At 73.7% G+C, this 18,143-nt stretch carries 16 protein-coding genes; 1 reads left to right on the forward strand and 15 read right to left on the reverse strand.

The genetic code is table 11. The features are described 5' to 3' along the window. Positions 1–200: 200 nt before the first annotated feature. From GA0070610_RS17060 to pyrR, 14 genes are all read right to left on the reverse strand, one after another. Positions 201–2,186 (reverse strand): primosomal protein N', encoded by a 1,986-nt coding sequence (locus tag GA0070610_RS17060; protein WP_089003562.1) that lies wholly within the window; start codon positions 2,184–2,186, stop codon positions 201–203. Then, on the reverse strand, positions 2,183–3,376 hold the full coding sequence (gene metK / locus GA0070610_RS17065) for a methionine adenosyltransferase (protein ID WP_089000957.1): 1,194 nt from the start codon (positions 3,374–3,376) through the stop codon (positions 2,183–2,185). The genes GA0070610_RS17060 and metK overlap by 4 nt, the downstream gene beginning before the upstream one ends. Before the next feature lie 88 nt (positions 3,377–3,464). Further along, positions 3,465–4,673 carry a bifunctional phosphopantothenoylcysteine decarboxylase/phosphopantothenate--cysteine ligase CoaBC gene (gene coaBC / locus GA0070610_RS17070; protein WP_089000958.1) on the reverse strand — a complete coding sequence of 403 codons (1,209 nt, stop codon included), beginning with the start codon at positions 4,671–4,673 and terminating at the stop codon, positions 3,465–3,467. Between the two features lie 14 nt (positions 4,674–4,687). Beyond that, positions 4,688–4,951: a DNA-directed RNA polymerase subunit omega gene (rpoZ, locus tag GA0070610_RS17075; protein WP_007075826.1), complete on the reverse strand. Its 264-nt coding sequence runs from the start codon at positions 4,949–4,951 to the stop codon at positions 4,688–4,690. A gap of 16 nt (positions 4,952–4,967) precedes the next feature. Beyond that, complete coding sequence (locus GA0070610_RS17080) at positions 4,968–5,531, reverse strand: nucleoside/nucleotide kinase family protein (RefSeq protein WP_089000959.1); 564 nt, start codon at positions 5,529–5,531, stop codon at positions 4,968–4,970. Positions 5,532–5,556: 25 nt separating this feature from the next. Further along, positions 5,557–5,874 (reverse strand): integration host factor, actinobacterial type, encoded by a 318-nt coding sequence (gene mihF / locus GA0070610_RS17085; RefSeq protein ID WP_007458370.1) that lies wholly within the window; start codon positions 5,872–5,874, stop codon positions 5,557–5,559. Positions 5,875–6,049: 175 nt separating this feature from the next. Then, a complete protein-coding gene (pyrF, locus tag GA0070610_RS17090; RefSeq protein ID WP_089000960.1) occupies positions 6,050–6,889 on the reverse strand; it encodes an orotidine-5'-phosphate decarboxylase in 840 nt (279 codons plus the stop codon). A gap of 109 nt (positions 6,890–6,998) precedes the next feature. Next, positions 6,999–8,273 carry an adenosylmethionine--8-amino-7-oxononanoate transaminase gene (locus GA0070610_RS17095; protein ID WP_089000961.1) on the reverse strand — a complete coding sequence of 425 codons (1,275 nt, stop codon included), beginning with the start codon at positions 8,271–8,273 and terminating at the stop codon, positions 6,999–7,001. Beyond that, positions 8,270–9,289 (reverse strand): quinone-dependent dihydroorotate dehydrogenase, encoded by a 1,020-nt coding sequence (locus GA0070610_RS17100; RefSeq protein ID WP_089000962.1) that lies wholly within the window; start codon positions 9,287–9,289, stop codon positions 8,270–8,272. Before GA0070610_RS17100 ends, GA0070610_RS17095 begins: the two co-directional genes overlap by 4 nt. Positions 9,290–9,386: 97 nt before the next feature. Further along, positions 9,387–12,758: a carbamoyl-phosphate synthase large subunit gene (gene carB, locus GA0070610_RS17105; protein WP_089000963.1), complete on the reverse strand. Its 3,372-nt coding sequence runs from the start codon at positions 12,756–12,758 to the stop codon at positions 9,387–9,389. Further along, positions 12,751–13,914: a glutamine-hydrolyzing carbamoyl-phosphate synthase small subunit gene (gene carA, locus GA0070610_RS17110; RefSeq protein WP_089000964.1), complete on the reverse strand. Its 1,164-nt coding sequence runs from the start codon at positions 13,912–13,914 to the stop codon at positions 12,751–12,753. Before carA ends, carB begins: the two co-directional genes overlap by 8 nt. A gap of 58 nt (positions 13,915–13,972) precedes the next feature. After that, complete coding sequence (locus tag GA0070610_RS17115) at positions 13,973–15,250, reverse strand: dihydroorotase (protein ID WP_089000965.1); 1,278 nt, start codon at positions 15,248–15,250, stop codon at positions 13,973–13,975. Continuing rightward, entirely contained in the window at positions 15,247–16,173 is a 927-nt protein-coding gene (locus tag GA0070610_RS17120; RefSeq protein WP_089000966.1) for an aspartate carbamoyltransferase catalytic subunit, read from the reverse strand. Before GA0070610_RS17120 ends, GA0070610_RS17115 begins: the two co-directional genes overlap by 4 nt. Positions 16,174–16,231: 58 nt before the next feature. Continuing rightward, a complete protein-coding gene (gene pyrR / locus GA0070610_RS17125; protein ID WP_089000967.1) occupies positions 16,232–16,813 on the reverse strand; it encodes a bifunctional pyr operon transcriptional regulator/uracil phosphoribosyltransferase PyrR in 582 nt (193 codons plus the stop codon). A gap of 284 nt (positions 16,814–17,097) precedes the next feature. On the opposite strand from pyrR, the gene bldD reads away from it, so the two are divergent. Next, a complete protein-coding gene (bldD, locus tag GA0070610_RS17130) occupies positions 17,098–17,586 on the forward strand; it encodes a transcriptional regulator BldD (protein ID WP_013285505.1) in 489 nt (162 codons plus the stop codon). Between the two features lie 132 nt (positions 17,587–17,718). Here bldD and nusB read toward each other — a convergent pair whose 3' ends face one another. After that, the gene (gene nusB / locus GA0070610_RS17135) at positions 17,719–18,129 is read right to left on the reverse strand and encodes a transcription antitermination factor NusB (protein ID WP_172896683.1); all 411 of its coding nucleotides are present in this window, start codon (positions 18,127–18,129) and stop codon (positions 17,719–17,721) included. Between the last annotated feature and the right edge of the window lie 14 nt (positions 18,130–18,143).

Genomic DNA, 18,143 nt, shown 5'->3' on the forward strand with positions numbered 1-18,143 from the left:
CGCGCCGGACCGACGCGCTCCCGCCATCGTCGCGCGAGCCCGCGACGGCCCCGGCTCGGCACCTGCGGCGCCGCGCCGCGACCTGGAGCCGTCGTACGCCCGGGCATGACGGGCGATGCTATCACCCGCGCGGCGACGCCCCGCCGGACACGGCGTGCGACGACGGGCCAGGTCGGGCGGTCGGGCACCGCGTCCACCGGTCAGAAGAGGGCCAGCGGATCGACCTGGAGACGGACCGGGTCGACGGCCTTGCGGGCGGCCCGCACCCCGGCCGCCGAGTGCAGCGCGTCGGCCAGCGCGGCGGCCCAGGCCCGGGGCACCCGCACCAGCATCCGCTCCCGTTCCCCGTCGGCCGGCACCGGCCCGAGCAGCTCCGCCTCCGCCGGCAGCCGGGCCTCGGCCAGCAGGTCGGCCACCGCGGCGGGCGCGCCGGTCACGCTCGCCATCCGCACCGCCGGCGGGAAGCCCAGCTCGCGCCGTTCGGCCAGCTCCCGGGCGGCGAACCAGCCCGCGTCCCAGCGCAGCAGCGCCTGCACGGGGGCCAGCGCCCCGTCGGCGACCACCACGACCCGGCCGCCGGCGGCGGCGGGGCGGGCCAGCGCGGCGGCCGCCAGCCAGCGGCGCAGCGCCTCCTCACCCGCCCGCAGGTCGGCCCTGGTGAGCAGGGCCCACGAGTCGAGCAGCAGCACCGCCCCGAAGCCGCCCTCGGCGACCGGTTCGGCGCCGGGGGTGGCGATGACCAGGCCGGCGCCGCCCGGGACCGTGGCCAGCACCTCCTCCCGCCCGGAGGTGCGCACCGGCACGCCGGGAAAGGCCCGGCCCAGTTCCTCGGCCGTGCGCCGGGCGCCGGTGACGGAGGCGCGCAGCCGCCGCCCGCCGCACTCCGGGCAGGCGTACGCGGCGGCGACCCGCCCGCACCAGCGGCAGGCGGGGGTGCCCTCGGCCGACGGCAGCGCGAGCGGCCCGGCGCAGTGCGGGCACCGCGCCGGGGTGCGGCACTCGGCGCAGGCCACCGAGGGCAGGTAGCCGCGGCGGGGCACCTGGACCAGCACCGGCAGGTCGGCCCGCAGCGCCTCCCGGGCGGTGGTCCAGGCCAGGCTGGGCAGCCGGGCGGTGGCCGCCCCGGGGTCCCGGGCCAGTTGCGGGTCGTCGCCGGTGGGTGCGATCGCCGGCATCCGGGCCCGTACGGTCGCCCGGTCGGCCACCACCTCGCGGGCCCAGCCGGTCTCCACCAGCAGCTGCGCCTCGGCGGTGCGGGTGTACCCGCCGACGATGGCGGCGGCGTCGGCGAGCTGGGCGCGGGTGAGCAGCACCTCCCGGGCGTGCGGGTACGGGGCCCGGGGCTCGGCGTGCAGGTCGTCGCCGTCGTCCCAGATCGCCACCAGCCCGAGGCGGGCGACCGGGGCGAACATCGCGGCCCTGGTGCCGACGACCACCGCCACGTCGCCGCGCCGGGCGGCCAGGAAGGCCCGGTAGCGCCGGGCGGGACCGAGCGCGGCGGAGAGGCTGACGTGCCGCCCGGGGCCCAGGGCGTCGTGCAGGGCGGCGTCGAGGCGGTCCAGGTCGCGGTTGTCGGCGACGACCAGCACCGCGCCCCGGCCGCCGGCCACGGTGGCGGCGACGGCCTCGGCGTACCGGGCGGGCCAGTCCTCCCCGGGCAGCGCCGACCAGACCGCCCGGGGTGCCCGCCCGTCGGCGAGCGCCCGGAGCAGGGCCGGCCCGGCGGGATAGTCCGGCCACCCGTCGGCACCGGGCCCGTCCGGCGCGTCGGGACCGGGGCCGTCTGCGGCGGCGCGGGCGCGCACGTCCTTCTCCACCCGGGCGTGCCGGGGCGGGACGGCGAGGCGGAGCACGTCGGCGAGGCTGCCGGCGTAGCGGTCCGCAACCGTCCGGGCCAGCCGGGCGACCTCCGGCGCGAGGACCGGCTCGGGCGAGACGACCTTCTCCAGGTACGCCAGCCGGCCGGTGTGCCCCGAGTCGTCGGCCCGCTCCAGCAGCCAGCCGTCGACGAGCTGACCGGCGAAGCGGACCTTCACGCGCACGCCGGGGACGGCGTCGGCGTCCAGCTCGGCCGGCACGAGGTAGTCGAAGGGGCGGTCCAGGTGGGCCAGGGGGACGTCGACGCAGACACGAGCGACCGGCGACCCGTCCGCGGGTCGCCGGTCGCTGCGCCTGGTGCCGGTCAGGCTCCCGCGGCCGACTTGAGGTCGGCGGCCCGGTCGGTGCTCTCCCAGGTCAGCTCCGGCAGCTCCCGGCCGAAGTGGCCGTAGGCGGCGGTCTGCTGGTAGATCGGGCGGAGCAGGTTGAGGTCCCGGATGATGGCGGCCGGGCGCAGGTCGAAGACCTCGGAGACGGCCTTCTCGATCGAGGCGACCGGCACGGTCTCGGTGCCGAACGTCTCGACGAAGAGGCTGACCGGGTGGGCCTTGCCGATCGCGTACGCGACCTGCACCTCGCACCGCTCGGCCAGGCCGGCGGCGACCACGTTCTTGGCCACCCAGCGCGTCGCGTACGCCGCCGAGCGGTCCACCTTCGACGGGTCCTTGCCGGAGAACGCGCCGCCGCCGTGCCGGGCGTAGCCGCCGTAGGTGTCAACGATGATCTTGCGGCCGGTCAGGCCGGCGTCGCCCATCGGCCCGCCGATCTCGAACCGGCCGGTCGGGTTGACCAGCAGCCGGTAGCCCTCGGTGTCGAGCCCGAGGCCCTCCAGCTCGGGGCCGATGACGTGCTCGCGCACGTCGGGGGTGAGCAGCGAGTCCAGCGAGATGTCGGCGGCGTGCTGGCTGGAGACGACCACCGTGTTGAGCCGGACGGGGCGCAGTCCCTCGTACTCGATCGTGACCTGGGTCTTGCCGTCGGGGCGCAGGTACGGGATCGTGCCGTCCTTGCGGACCTGGGACAGCCGCCGGGCCAGCCGGTGCGCGAGGGCGATCGGCAGCGGCATCAGCTCCGGCGTCTCGGAGCAGGCGAAGCCGAACATCATGCCCTGGTCGCCGGCGCCCTGCGCGTCCAGCGCGCTCTCGGACGCACCGGTACGCAGCTCGAAGGCGTTGTCGACGCCCTGCGCGATGTCCTCCGACTGGGCGCCGATGGAGACGCTGACGCCGCACGAGGCGCCGTCGAAGCCCTTCTTCGACGAGTCGTAGCCGATGTCGAGGATGGTCCGCCGGACGATGGTCGGGATGTCGGCGTACGCCTTGGTGGTCACCTCGCCCGCGATGTGCACCTGACCGGTGGTGATCAGGGTCTCCACGGCGACGCGGCTGCGCGGATCCTCGGCGAGCAGGGCATCGAGGATGCCGTCGCTGATCTGGTCAGCGATCTTGTCCGGGTGGCCTTCCGTGACCGATTCGGAAGTGAAGAGGCGGCGTGTCACGGCACTCCTAAATTGTGGAAGTCGTTCCGCGGCAGTGTAGTCATCCGCGGCAGAGCCTGGCCCCCTCGGTCACGTCCGGTTCCAGCCGTCAGGAACGGCCGGGCAACCGGGCGACCACGAGGTCCCAGACACCGTCGGCGAGGTCCTCCTTGGACCGCTCGGGCATCCGGCTGACCGAACCGTCCGCGCCGATGACCGTCGCCGCGTTGGTCTCGGCGCCGAAGACCTTGTCGGACCCGACCTCGTTGATCACGACGAGGTCCGCCCGCTTGCGGGCGAGCTTGGCCCGGCCGTTGGCCTCGGCGTCGCCGGTCTCTGCGGCGAACACCACCAGCACCTGTTCCGGGCGCCGGCGTCGGCCCAGCTCGGCCGCGATGTCCGGGTTGGTGACGAGCTCGATGGTGGGCGCGCTGCCGTCGTCCGACTTCTTGATTTTGCCAGTCGCGTACGTCGCGGGACGGAAATCGGCCGGAGCCGCCGCCATCACCACCGCGTCGGCCTCGGCCGCCGCCGCCAGCGTCGCGTCGCGCAGCTCGCCGGTGGTGCCGACCCGGACCAGGTCGACGCCGGCGGGATCGGGCAGCGAGACGTTGGCCGAGATCAGGGTGACCCGGGCGCCCCGGGCCACCGCGCAGCGGGCGAACGCGTAGCCCTGCTTGCCCGAGGAGCGGTTACCCAGGAAGCGGACCGGGTCGAGGGGCTCGCGGGTGCCGCCGGCGGTCACCACCACGTGCCGTCCGGCCAGGTCGGCGGGGGCTCCGACGCCCCTGGCGAGGGCCCGGCGGGCGACCGCGAAGATCTCCGCCGGGTCGGGCAGCCGGCCCTTGCCGGTGTCGGCCCCGGTGAGCCGGCCGACGGCGGGCTCGACGACGCGTATGCCCCGGGCGCGCAGGGTCGCGACGTTGGCGACGGTGGCCGGGTGCTCCCACATCTCGGTGTGCATGGCCGGGGCCAGCACGACCGGGCAGCGGGCCGTCAGCAGCGTGTTGGTGAGCAGGTCGTCGGCGAGGCCGTGGGCGGCCTTGGCCAGCAGGTCGGCGGTGGCCGGCGCGACCACCACCAGGTCGGCCTGCTGACCGAGCCGGACGTGCGGCACCTCGTGCACGTCCGACCAGACGTCGTCGGCGACGGGCTGGCCGGAGAGCGCCGCCCAGGTCGGGGCGCCGACGAAGCGCAACGCCGAGGCGGTCGGCACGACCCGGACCTGGTGGCCCGACTCGGTGAAGAGTCGCAGCAGCTCACACGCCTTGTAGGCCGCGATGCCACCGCCGACCCCGAGGACGATCCGGGGGGACATCGACGCGCGGCGGGTTACGGCTGGTCGGTCGGCTCGGCGGTGAGCAGGCCCGCGTTGATCTCACGCATGGCGATGGAGAGGGGCTTCTCCTGCGGCGTGGTCTCGACCAGGGGGCCGACGTATTCCAGCAGGCCCTCGCCGAGCTGGCTGTAGTAGGCGTTGACCTGGCGCGCACGCTTGGCGGCGAAGATCACCAGCGCGTACTTCGAGGTCGTCTTCTCGAGAAGCTCGTCGATCGGCGGGTTGGTGATGCCTTCGGGGTTTGCGATGGATCCCACGAATTAACCTCTGCGTCTATCGCACCGCGCGCGGCGGTGCTGGCGGTCCACCCCGTACGGGCGGTGGCGCCGGAGCCAGGAAAGAAGAACCGGACAAGCCTACCAGCTCGTCGACGACCCGCCCGGTGAGGTCGTGCGCGAGGGTGTGTTCGAAGGCGGCCGGCGTGGCCTGCGCGGGGATGTTCCCCGGCGGGTGCAGCAGCACCAGCCGGGCGTCGGGCAGTACCGCCCGGACCAGCAGCGCGCCGGGGAGGTCGAGGCCGATCAGCACCGGTTGCCCGGCGGCGAGCCGCGACCGCAGCGGCGCGAGGGGGGTGCCACGCCGGTGGGGCCCGGCCCGGCTCCACTCCAGCAGCTCCCCGGCGGCGACCATCCGGTCGAACTCGGCGGGGGTCAGGAAGAGCCGGTCGACGCCGTCCAGCTCGCGCTCCCGGCGCGGGCGCGTGGTGGCCGGCACCGGGACCCAGACGGATGGAGAACGCGCCCGGACGCGCTCGACGACACTCTCCGTGCCGGAGCCCGAAGGCCCCGTCAGGACAGTGAGCCGAGCCGCCGGGCGCGCCTCGTCATCCGTGCTCACTGCTTGTTTCTACACGCAGCCAGCCTCAGTTGGCGGCGAACTCCCCAAGCAGTGCCTTGCGCTGCTGCTCGCCGAGGCCACGCAGGCGACGGCTGTCGGCGATCTTGAGCTTCTCCATGATCTGGGTGGCCCGGATCTTGCCGATACCCGGCATCGCCTGCAGTACGGCGGAGACCTTGAGCTTGCCGACGACGTCGTCGGACTCGGCACGCTCGAGGACGGCTCCGAGGGTGGTCTTGCCCTGCTTGAGCTGCTCCTTCAGCTCAGCACGGGCCTTGCGGATCTCCGCGGCCTTCTCCAGCGCGGCAGCACGCTGTTCGGGGGTCAGTGACGGGAGCGGCACCAGTTCTCCTCAGGTCCCTATAGCGACGGGCGGGACGCACCGCCGCATCTGTGAAACGTGGTGTCGCTGTGAACCAAGGGGTCCGTGGTTCCCAGCGCGGGGAAAACTAGCGTTCGTCGGCGCATTCGGCAACGTGGACGCGCGATGATCTTTACAAAGGTGACCGAGCCGTCAGTCAGTCACCAGTGGCGAGGGCGGCCCGACAGTCGGTCAGCGCCCGGTCGGCGGCGGCGCGCAGCGCGTCCGGATCCGGGCCCGCGCCCAGCACCTCGCGCGAGTACGAGGGCAGCACCGCGGGCAGGGCGGAGCCGAAGACGACGCGCAGATCCGCCGCGGTCGCGCCCTGCGCCCCGAGGCCCGGGGCGAGCAGTGGACCGTTCACTGCGGAGAGGTCGTGACCGGTGTCACCGATGGTCGCGCCGACCACCAATCCGACGCTGCCGAGCGGCTGCGCACCCGCGTTGAGCTGGGAAATCTCGTCGATGACGGTCTGCGCGACGGTGCGCCCGTCGGCGGTGCGGGCGCGCTGCACGGCGGCGCCCTCGGGGTTGGAGGTGAGCGCCAGCACGAAGACCCCGCCGCCGTGCTCGGCAGCCAGTTCGAACATCGGCGCGAGCGCGCCGACACCGAGGTACGGGCTCGCGGTCACCGCGTCCACATGGACCGGGCTGGATGGATCGAGGTACGCGGAGGCGTACGCGGCGACCGTCGAGCCGATGTCACCGCGCTTGACGTCAAGCAGAACGAGCGAGCCGGCCTCGCGTAACTGTCGGATAGTTGACTCAAGAATCTCCATGCCCTTCGAGCCGAACCGCTCGAAAAAGGCCGACTGGGGCTTGACCACCGCGACCCGGTCACCAAGGGCTTCCGTGACCGTCCGGGCGAACCGGTCAAGGCCCCGGACGTCGTCATCGAGCCCCCAACGGGCCAGCAGCCCTGGGTGCGGGTCGATGCCGACGCAGAGCGGTCCCCGCTCGGTGACGGCCCGGTGCAGGCGGGCGCCGAAGCTCTCCATCCGGTTCTCTCCCTCTCCTCGGCGCCCCGGGGCGTCCGCCGCCGGGGCACGCTCCTGTCGCGGGCGGCGCGCGCCGTCCGCGTACGGCCGCCGGACCGTGACCGGCGGCTCAGCCGGCGCGCACCGCGGCGGCGACCCCGGCGGCGATCCGGGCCAGGTCGGCGTCGTCGGTGACGTACGGCGGCATGGTGTAGACCAGGTCGCGGAACGGCCGCAGCCAGACCCCCCGGGCGACCGCGGCGGCGGTGGCGGCGGGCAGGTCCACCTCGTGGTCGAGCTGGACGACGCCGATCGCGCCGAGCACCCGGACGTCGGCCACCCCCGGCGCGCCGCGCAACGGCTCCAGGCCGGCCCGCAGGCCCGCCCCCACCCTCGCCACCTGCCCCGCCCAGTCCCCGGCCCGCAGCAGGCCGAGGGAGGCGTTGGCGACCGCGCACGCCAGCGGGTTGCCCATGAACGTCGGGCCGTGCGCCAGCACGCCGTCGGCGGAGATGCCCCGGGCGACCTCCGCCGTGCAGAGCGCGGCGGCCAGCGTCAGGTACCCGCCGGTGAGCGCCTTGCCGACGCACATCACGTCGGGCACGACCCCGGCGTGCTCCGCGGCGAACATGGTGCCCGTGCGGCCGAAGCCGGTGGCGATCTCGTCGAAGATCAGCAGCACCCCGTGCGCCCGGGTCACCTCGCGCAGCACCCGCAGGTAGTGCGGGTGGTGGAAGCGCATGCCACCGGCGCCCTGGACCACCGGCTCCACGATCACGGCGGCCAGCTCGTGGGCGTGCCGCTCGACCGCCTCGACCAGGGCGGCCTCGTAGGCCGCGTCGGGCGGGGTGTCGAAACCGCCGGGCGGCACGGGGGCGAAGACCTGCCGGGGCAGCACGTCGCCCCAGAGGTGGTGCATGCCGCCCTCGGGGTCGCAGACGCTCATCGGGTGGAACGTGTCGCCGTGGTAGCCGCCCCGCCAGGTGCCCAGCCGGCGCCGCTGCGGCCGGCCGGTGGCGCGCTGGTACTGCAGGCACATCTTGACCGCCACCTCGACGGCGACCGAGCCGGAGTCGGCCAGGAAGACGTGCTCCAGCCCCTCCGGGGCCAGCTCGACCAGGGTGCTCGCCAGGCGGACCGCGGGGGCGTGGGTGAGCCCGCCGAACATCACGTGGCTCATCCGGCCGAGCTGGTCGGTCACCGCCGCATCGAGCACCGGGTGCCGGTAGCCGTGGATCGCCGCCCACCACGACGACATCCCGTCGACCAGCTCCCGGCCGTCGGCCAGCCGCAGCCGCACGCCCCGGGCGCCCTCGACCACGTAGGGCGCGCTGGCCGGCGGCAGGGCCGCGTACGGGTGCCAGACGTGCGCCCGGTCGGCGGCCAGGATCTCCTCGGGTGTCACCCGTTCGACCCCGCGGCGCGGGCGGCGGCGCGGACCAGGGCCGGGCCGCGGTAGATGAAGCCGGTGTAGAGCTGCACCAGGGCGGCGCCGGCGTCGAACATCCGGGCCGCCGCGTCCGGGTCCACGATGCCCCCGACGCCGATCACCGGCAGCCGGCCGCCGGCCTCGCGATGCACGAAGGCGACCACCTGGCGGGCACGGTCGGCGAGCGGGCGACCGGACAGCCCGCCGGTCTCCGCGCCGCGCGCCCGGTCCGCCGGGGCGAGACCGTCGCGGGCCAGCGTGGTGTTGGTGGCGATCACCCCGGCGGCGCCCCGGGCCAGGCAGACCTCCAGCAGCTCGGCGATCGCCGGCTCGGTGAGGTCCGGGGCGATCTTCACCAGCACCGGCTTCTCCCCCACCAGCGCCGCCAGGATGGCGTCCAGGTGCGCCCGGTCCTGCAACGAGCGCAGGCCCGGGGTGTTCGGCGAGGAGACGTTGACCGCGAAGTAGTCGCCGTGCGCGCGCAGCGCCCGGTACGAGGCGAGGTAGTCCTGCACCGCCTCGTCCAGCGGGGTCACCTTTGACTTGCCCAGCGAGATGCCCAGCGGCACCCCGAGCGGGCGGGGCAGCGCCGCCAGCCGCGCCGCCAGGGCCTGCGCGCCGGCGTTGTTGAAGCCCATCCGGTTCACCACGGCCTCGCTGTCGCGCAGCCGGAACAGCCGGGGTCGGGGGTTGCCCGGCTGCGGGTGCGCGGTGACCGTGCCGACCTCGACGAAGCCGAAGCCCAGCGCCGGCCAGGCCGGCAGGGCCGCGCCGTCCTTGTCCATCCCGGCGGCGAGCCCGACCGGATTGGGGAACTCGACGCCGAACACGGTGCGCGGCGCCCGGACGGCGTAGCGGGCCCGCAGCACCGCCAGCGCCGCCGGCCGGCGGGACAGCCCCGCCAGCCGACGCAGCGTCCACTCGTGCGCGGCCTCGGCGTCGCCGCCTGCGATCCGGAACAGCCCCGGCCGCACGGCACGCTCGAACATCACGACCGACCACCCCCGTCGATCATGAAGTCGTCGCCGCGACCCGCCGTGCCGGCCGACAACAACCTCATGATCGACGCGTACGGGCGGGGGCGGCCGGTCACTGCGCGGCCCGCAGGGCGGCGTGCAGTTCCTGGAGCGGACGCACCTGCATGTCGCCCCGCATCCGCGCCTCGATGCCCATCACCGCCGCCGCCGCGCCCGGCACCGTGGTGATGCACGGGATGTCCGCCGTGACGGCGGCGCTGCGGATCTCGTAGCCGTCGGAGCGGGCGCTCGCCCCCGAGCCCTGCGGGGTGTTGATCACCAGCGCCACGTCGCCGCCCAGGATCAGCGACACCGCGTCCTCGCCCCCGCCGGACTCGTAGTGCTTGCGGATCTGCTCGCAGGCGATGCCGTGCCTGCGCAGCACCTCCGCCGTGCCGGTGGTCGCCACGATCTCGAAGCCGAGGTCGGCCAGGCGCATGATCGGGAAGATCATGCCGCGCTTGTCGCGGTTGGCGACCGAGACGAAGATCTTCCCGCTGGTCGGCAGCGAGCCGTACGCGGCCGACTGCGACTTGGCGAAGGCGTGCCCGAAGGCGGTGTCGATGCCCATCACCTCGCCGGTGGACTTCATCTCCGGGCCGAGCAGCGAGTCCACGCCCTTGCCGGTGGGCGTGCGGAAGCGCTTGAACGGCAGCACCGCCTCCTTGACCGCGATCGGGACGCCGGCCGGCAGCGAACCGCCGTCCCCGCTCGCCGGGAGCAGCCCCTCGGCGCGCAGCTCGGCGATGGTGGCGCCCAGCGCGATGCGGGCCGCCGCCTTCGCCAGCGGCACCGCCGTGGCCTTGGAGACGAAGGGCACCGTGCGGGACGCGCGGGGGTTCGCCTCCAGCACGTAGAGCATGTCGTCCTTCAGGGCGTACTGCACGTTGAGCAGGCCGCGCACCCCGACGCCCCGGGCGATGGCCTCCGTGTAGCGGCGCACCTGGGCCACGTGCGAGCCCGCCAGGGTGATCGGCGGCAGCGCGCAGGACGAGTCGCCGGAGTGGATGCCGGCCTCCTCGATGTGCTCCATCACCCCGCCGAGGTAGACCTCGCCGTCGGCGTCGCAGAGCGCGTCCACGTCGATCTCGATGGCGTCGTCGAGGAAGCGGTCGACCAGCACCGGGTGGTCCGGGGAGATCTCGGTGGCCCGCCCGATGTAGTCGCGCAGCGTGGCGTCGTCGTAGACGATCTCCATGCCCCGCCCGCCGAGCACGTACGACGGACGCACCAGCACCGGGTAGCCGATCTCGTCGGCGATGGCCTTCGCCTCGTCGTACGAGGTCGCCATGCCGTGCGCCGGGGCGCGCAGCCCGGCCCGGGCCAGCACCGCGCCGAACGCGCCCCGCTCCTCGGCCAGGTGGATCGACTCCGGGGAGGTGCCGACGACCGGCACGCCCGCGTCCTTCAGCCGCTGCGCCAGGCCCAGCGGCGTCTGCCCGCCGAGCTGCACGATCACCCCGACCACGCCCGGCCCGCCGGCCGCCCGGCCGGAGGAGTCCTCGGCGTGCCAGACCTCCAGCACGTCCTCGAAGGTGAGCGGCTCGAAGTAGAGCCGGTCGGCGGTGTCGTAGTCGGTGGAGACGGTCTCCGGGTTGCAGTTGACCATCACCGTCTCGTAGCCGGCCCCGCCCGCCCCACCGAGCGGCGCGCTTCGCAGCGCCTGTACCGCGTGCACGCAGGAGTAGTCGAACTCGATGCCCTGGCCGATCCGGTTCGGCCCCGAGCCCAGGATGATCACCTTCGGCCGGGCCGACGGCACGACCTCCGTCTCCTGGTCGTACGTCGAGTAGTGGTAGGGCGTGGTCGCCTCGAACTCGGCGGCACAGGTGTCCACCGTCTTGTAGACCGGGCGGACGTCGAGGCGGTGCCGCAGCGTCCGTACGCCGTCCTCGGCGGCCAGCTCCGGGCGCAGCGCGGCCAGCTGCCGGTCCGACACGCCGGCCCGCTTGGCCCGGCGCAGCAGCTCGGCGTCGAGCACCGGGGCGTCCACGATCTCGGCGCGCAGCTCGACGAGGGCGGCGATCTGGTCCAGGAACCAGGGGTCGATCCCGCCCGACGCGGCGGTCACCTCGGCGATCGAGGCGCCGAGACGCAGCGCCCGCTCGACGGTGTAGAGCCGTCCGTCGTGCGGCATCCGCAGCGCGTCGAGGGTATTCTCCTTCGTCGCGCCGGCCGGGTCGGGCAGCGTCCAGAACCCGCCCGCCTTCGTCTCCAGCGAGCGCATCGCCTTGTTCAGCGCCTCGCTGAAGTTGCGGCCCAGGCTCATCGCCTCGCCGACGGACTTCATCGTGGTGGTCAGCTCCGGGTCGGCGCCCGGGAACTTCTCGAACGCGAACCGGGGGATCTTCACCACCACGTAGTCCAGGGTCGGCTCGAACGCCGCCGGGGTCTTCAGGGTGATGTCGTTGGGGATCTCGTCGAGGGTGTAGCCGATAGCCAGCTTCGCGGCGATCTTCGCGATCGGGAAGCCGGTGGCCTTCGAGGCCAACGCCGACGACCGGGACACCCGGGGGTTCATCTCGATCACCACGATCCGGCCGTCTGCCGGGTTGACGGCGAACTGGATGTTGCAGCCGCCGGTGTCCACCCCGACCTCGCGCAGCACCGCGATGCCCAGGTCGCGCAGCCGCTGGTACTCGCGGTCGGTCAGCGTCATCGCCGGGGCGACGGTGACGCTGTCGCCGGTGTGCACGCCCATCGGGTCGACGTTCTCGATCGAGCAGACCACCACGACGTTGTCGTGCCGGTCGCGCATCAGCTCGAGCTCGTACTCCTTCCAGCCGAGCACGCTCTCCTCGATGAGCACCTCGTGCACGGGGCTGGCGGCCAGCCCGTCGCCGGCGATGCGGGCCAGGTCCTCCGGGGTGTGCGCCATGCCGGAGCCGAGGCCGCCCATGGTGAACGACGGCCGGATCACCACCGGCAGGCCCAGCTCGGCGACCGTCGCCTCGACCTCCGCCATCGAGTGGCAGACCCGGGAGCGGGGCACCAGGCCCGCCGGGTCGTCGAGCCCCAGGCGTACGCCGGCCTTGGCGACGATGTCCTTGAACAGCTGCCGGTCCTCGCCGCGGTTGATCGCCTCGATGTTGGCGCCGATCAGCTCCACGCCGTACTTCTCCAGCACGCCCGCCTCGTGCAGGGCGACGGCGGTGTTCAGCGCGGTCTGCCCGCCGAGGGTGGGCAGGATCGCGTCGGGGCGCTCCTTGGCGATCACCAGCTCGACGAACTCCGGGGTGATCGGCTCGACGTACGTGGCGTCGGCGAACTCCGGGTCCGTCATGATCGTCGCCGGGTTCGAGTTGACCAGGCTGACCCGGATCCCCTCGCTGCGCAGCACCCGGCAGGCCTGGGTGCCGGAGTAGTCGAACTCGCAGGCCTGCCCGATCACGATCGGCCCGGAGCCGATGACCAGGATGTGCTTCAGATCGGTCCGCTTAGGCATGTGTGCGCCCCTCGCTGTGGGTCCGGCCCTCGATGAGCTCCGCGAAGCGGTCGAAGAGGTAGTCCGCGTCGTGCGGACCGGCCGCCGCCTCCGGGTGGTACTGGACGGTGAAGGCGGGCACGTCCTTCGCCCGCAGCCCCTCGACCACGTTGTCATTGAGGCAGACGTGACTGACCTGGACGCCGCCGAACTCGGTCTCGATCACCGCATCGGGTACGACCGCGCCGTGGCGCGCGCCGGGGACCTCGACCGCGAAGCCGTGGTTGTGGCTGGTCACCTCGACCTTGCCGGTGACCCGGTCGAGCACCGGCTGGTTGATCCCCCGGTGGCCGTAGCCGAGCTTGTAGGTGCCGAAGCCCAGCGCCCGGCCGAGGATCTGGCTGCCGAAGCAGATGCCGAACAGCGGCACCTCGCGGCGCAGCACCTCCCGCGCCAGGGCCACCGGCCCGTCGGCGGTGGCCGGGTCACCCGGCCCGGGCGAGAGGAAGACCGCGTCCGCGCCGGTGGCGAGCAGGTCGTCGATGGTGGAGCCGGCCGGGAGCACGTGGGTGGTGACCCCACGGGCGGCGAGCCGGCGCGGCACGTTGCGCTTGATGCCCAGGTCCAGCGCGGCGACCGTGAAGCGGTGCTCGCCCTCGGCCGCCACCACGTACGGCTGCGCCGTGGTGACCTCGGCGGACAGGTCCGCGCCGACCATCTCGGGGGCCTGCCGCACCCGGGCCAGCAACGCCCGGGGGTCGGTCTCGACGCTGGAGATGCCGACCCGCATCGCGCCGCGCTCGCGCAGGTGCCGGGTCAGCGCCCGGGTGTCCACGCCGCTGATGCCGACGACGCCCTCGGCGGACAGCCGCTCCTCCAGCCCGCCCGTGGCCCGCCAGTTCGAGCCGATGCGGGCCGGGTCGCGGACCACGTAGCCGGCGACCCAGATCCGGCCCGACTCGTCGTCCTCGTCGTTGACGCCGGTGTTGCCGATGTGCGGGGCGGTCTGCACCACCACCTGACGGTGGTAGGACGGGTCGGTCAGCGTCTCCTGGTAGCCGGTCATGCCGGTGTTGAAGACCGCCTCGCCGAAGGTCTCCCCGACACTGCCGTACGCCTCGCCGTGGAACGTCCGCCCGTCCTCCAGGACGAGGATCGCGGAATGTCTGCGGGTCATGCTGTGTCTCCTTCGATCCGGACTGCGGGGCTCCGCTCCGCTGCACTCCTCGCTCGGATCACTTGAGGGCCTTTCCGTCCAGGACCGTCGGCTCGCCGCGCAGGAAGGTCGCCACGATGCGACCCGGCAGCGTCATGCGGGCGTACGGGGTGTTGCGGCTACGGCTGGCCAGCTCCGCCGGCTCGATGGTGCGGCGGGCGGCCGGGTCGACCAGGGTGAGGTTCGCCGGCACGCCGGGCGCCGGGTCGAGGCCGTGCTCCTCCAGCCCGGCGATGCGGGCCGGGGCGCGCGACATCCGCTCGGCGATCAGGTCCCACTGCGGGCCGAGCACGTCGAGGGCGATCGACAGCGCCGTCTCCAGGCCGAGCATGCCCGGCCGGGCGTACGCCCACTCGCACTCCTTGTCCTCCACGGCGTGCGGGGCGTGGTCGGTGGCGACGACGTCGATCACGCCGTCGACCAGGGCCGCCCGCAGCGCGGCGATGTCGGTCGCGGTGCGCAGCGGCGGGTTGACCTTGTAGACCGGGTCGTAGGTCTCGGCACGCTCGTCGGTCAGCAGCAGGTGGTGCGGAGTCACCTCCGCGGTGACCCGGATGCCGCGCGCCTTGGCCTGGCGCAGCACCTCGACGCTGCCGGCGGTGGAGACGTGGCACACGTGCAGGCGGCTGCCGACGTGCTCGGCGAGCAGCACGTCCCGGGCGATGATCGCCTCCTCGGCGACCGCCGGCCAGCCGGTCAGGCCGAGGCGGGTCGAGACCTCGCCCTCGTGCATCTGCGCGCCCTCGGTGAGCCGGGGCTCCTCGGCGTGCTGGGCGATGATCCCGTCGAACGCCTTCACGTACTCCAGCGCCCGGCGCATCAGCCTCGGGTCGGCCACGCAGTGCCCGTCGTCGGAGAAGATCCGCACCCGGGCCGCCGAGTCCGCCATCGCGCCCAGCTCGGCGAGGTGCTCGCCGGCCAGGCCGACGGTGACCGCGCCGATCGGCTGCACGTCCACCAGCCCGGCCTCCCGGCCGAGCCGCCAGACCTGCTCGACCACGCCGGCGGTGTCGGCCACCGGCGAGGTGTTGGCCATCGCGCAGACCGCCGTGTAGCCGCCGAGCGCCGCCGCCCGGGAGCCCGACTCGACAGTCTCGGCGTCCTCCCGGCCGGGCTCGCGCAGGTGGGTGTGCAGGTCGACCAGGCCGGGCAGGGCGACCAGCCCGGTGCCGTCGACGACGGTCGCCTCCGGGGCGGTCAGCCCGGCGCCGACGGCCGCGACGACGCCGTCGCGGATCAGCACGTCGGTCGGCGCGGCGCCGACGACGCTGACGTTGGAGATCAGGTACGAGCTCACCGGTTGTTCCCCCCGAGCAGCAGGTAGAGGACGGCCATCCGCACGGAGACCCCGTTGGCGACCTGTTCGACGATGGTGGAGCGGGGCGAGTCGGCCACCTCGGGCGTGATCTCCATCCCCCGGTTCATCGGGCCGGGATGCATGACGATCGCGTGCTCGGGCAGCCGGCGCATCCGCGGGCCGTCCAGGCCGTAGCGGCGGGCGTACTCGCGGGCGGACGGGAAGTAGGAGTCGTTCATCCGCTCGCGCTGCACCCGCAGCATCATCACCACGTCCGACTGCGGCAGCACCGCGTCGAGGTCGTAGGAGACGTCGGTGCCGGGCGCGAGGGCCTGCGCGATGTGCACGGGGATCAGCGTCGGCGGCCCGACCAGGGTCACCTTCGCGCCGAGCGTGGACAACAGCAGGACGTTGGAGCGGGCCACCCGGCTGTGCAGGACGTCCCCGACCACCGCGACCGACAGGCCGGCCAGCCGCCCCAGCCGGGAGCGCATCGTGTACGCGTCGAGCAGCGCCTGGGTGGGGTGCTCGTGGGTGCCGTCGCCGGCGTTGACCACCGAGCCGTCGACCCAGTCCGCCAGCCGGTGCGGGGCGCCCGAGGCGGGGTGCCGGACGACCACCGCGTCGGCCCCCATCGCCTGAAGTGTCAGCGCGGTGTCCTTCAGGCTCTCGCCCTTGGTCACGCTGGACCCCTTGGCCGAAAAGTTGATCACGTCGGCGCTGAGCCGCTTCGCCGCCGCCTCGAACGAGATCCGGGTCCGGGTGGAGTCCTCGTAGAAGAGGTTGACCACGGTGCGTCCGCGCAGCGCGGGGAGCTTCTTGACCTCCCGGCCGGCGACGGTGGCCATCTCGGCGGCCGTGTCGAGGATCTCGGTGGCGGTGGTGGCGTCCAAATCGGCGCCGGAGAGCAGGTGCCGGATCACGAGCGCTGCCGCCTTTCGTTCGCGACTGCGGGGCTCCGCTGCGCTGCACTCCTCGCGCTCACCGGTGTCCCCCGTACAACTTGACCTCGTCGGTGCCGTCGGTCTCCGCGAGGGTGACCTTCACGCTCTCCGCGAGGGACGTCGGGATGTTCTTGCCGACGTAGTCGGCGCGGATCGGCAGCTCGCGGTGGCCGCGGTCGACCAGGACCGCGAGCTGGACCGACGCCGGGCGCCCGACGTCGTTGAGCGCGTCGAGCGCGGCCCGCACCGTGCGGCCGGAGAAGAGCACGTCGTCGACGAGGACGACCCGCTTGCCGTCGATGCCACCGGGTGGCACCTGGGTCGGGCCGACCGCGCGGGTGGCGTGCCGGCGCAGGTCGTCGCGGTAGAGGGTGATGTCGAGCACGCCCACCGGGACGGTCACGTCCTCGAAGGTGCTGATCCGGGCGGCGAGCCGCCTCGCGAGGGGGGCGCCCCGGGTGGGGATGCCCAGCAGCACCGTGTTCTCGGCGCCCTGGGTCTTCTCCAGGATCTGGTGGGCGATGCGGTCGACCACGCGCTGGACGTCGGCGCTGGCGAGGATCACCTTCACCGAGGGTTGTCGCGGCGGCGGCAACTGGGCAGCCGGTGGGTAGGCCACGGCGGACCTCCTTCCCCGCCTCACGGGACGGGTCGTTAAAGGACGTCGGATGCCGGTACCGGGACGCGAGCGGCCCGGACCGGGGCTTCACGCCACGTTACCAGTGGTCACCGCGCTGAGCGCCGCCGGCCACTGACCCCCTGGTCAGCCCGGCGAAATGGGGACAACTCCCCCGGTGATCCCAACGGTAAGGTCACGACCACTTGACCAGTTGTGCCAATCCCCGTACCGTCACGCTCCGTAGCGATCGCTGGGAGAACCCCGAGCAGCACTGGGAGTGTTTAATGCCCTCTGAATACGCCAAGTCTCTGGGCGCCCGCCTGCGCTCCATCCGCCAGCAGCAGGGCCTCTCCCTGCAGGGTGTGGAGGAGAAGTCGAACGGGCGGTGGAAGGCGGTGGTGGTCGGCTCCTACGAGCGCGGCGACCGCGCCGTCACGGTGTCGCGCCTGGCGGAGCTGGCCGACTTCTACCGTGTCCCCGTCTCGGAGCTGCTGCCCGACGGCAGCGGGGTTCGCCACGAGCCCACCAGCAAGATCGTCCTCGACCTGGAGCGGCTCTACGACGAGGCCTCCGAGGACCTGGCCTACGTCGCCCGGTACGCGCGGGCCATCCAGCAGCAGCGCGGCGACTACAACGGCCGCGTGCTCTCCATCCGCGCCGACGACCTGCGCGCGCTCGCGATCGTCTACGACGCCTCGCCGTCCGGGCTGATCGAGCGGCTCACCGAGCACGGTGTGCTGGTCGCCGACCCGCGGGCGTTCTTCGCCAGCTGACCGCGACCACGCGAAAGGGCCCGTGCCGTCCGGCACGGGCCCTTTCTGTCGTACGTGTCGCGTTCCCCGTCCGCACCCGCGCCGCCGTCACCCGCAGGGTGTGACGCACGTCGGCGTGTGACGTGCGCCGCGTCAGCGCGTGGCGTACTCGGCGATACGGCCGAGGATGCCGTTGAGGAAGCGCGGCGAGTCGTCGGTCGACATCTGCCGGGCCAGCTCGACGGCCTCACTGATGGCCACCGCGTCGTCGATCTCGTCGACGTAGAGCAACTCGTAGACCGCGATCCGGGCGAGGTTACGGTCGACCGCCGGCATGCGGTCCAGCGTCCACCCCTCGGCGTAGCTCGCGATCACCTCGTCGATCCGGTCGAGGTGGGCGGCGACGCCCTCGACCAGGCTCACCGCGTATCCCAGGTGCTCGGGTCGGGGCTTCTCGATCCGCTCGATGTAGCCGGCGAGCACCTCGACCGGCGGGCGGTCCCGCAGGTCGGCCTCGAAGAGCACGTCCAGCGCCCGCTTGCGCGCCTTGCGGCGCGCTGGCATCTGCTGCTTGGGAC

This window comes from Micromonospora echinofusca (genome assembly GCF_900091445.1).
Lineage (GTDB): Bacteria > Actinomycetota > Actinomycetes > Mycobacteriales > Micromonosporaceae > Micromonospora > Micromonospora echinofusca.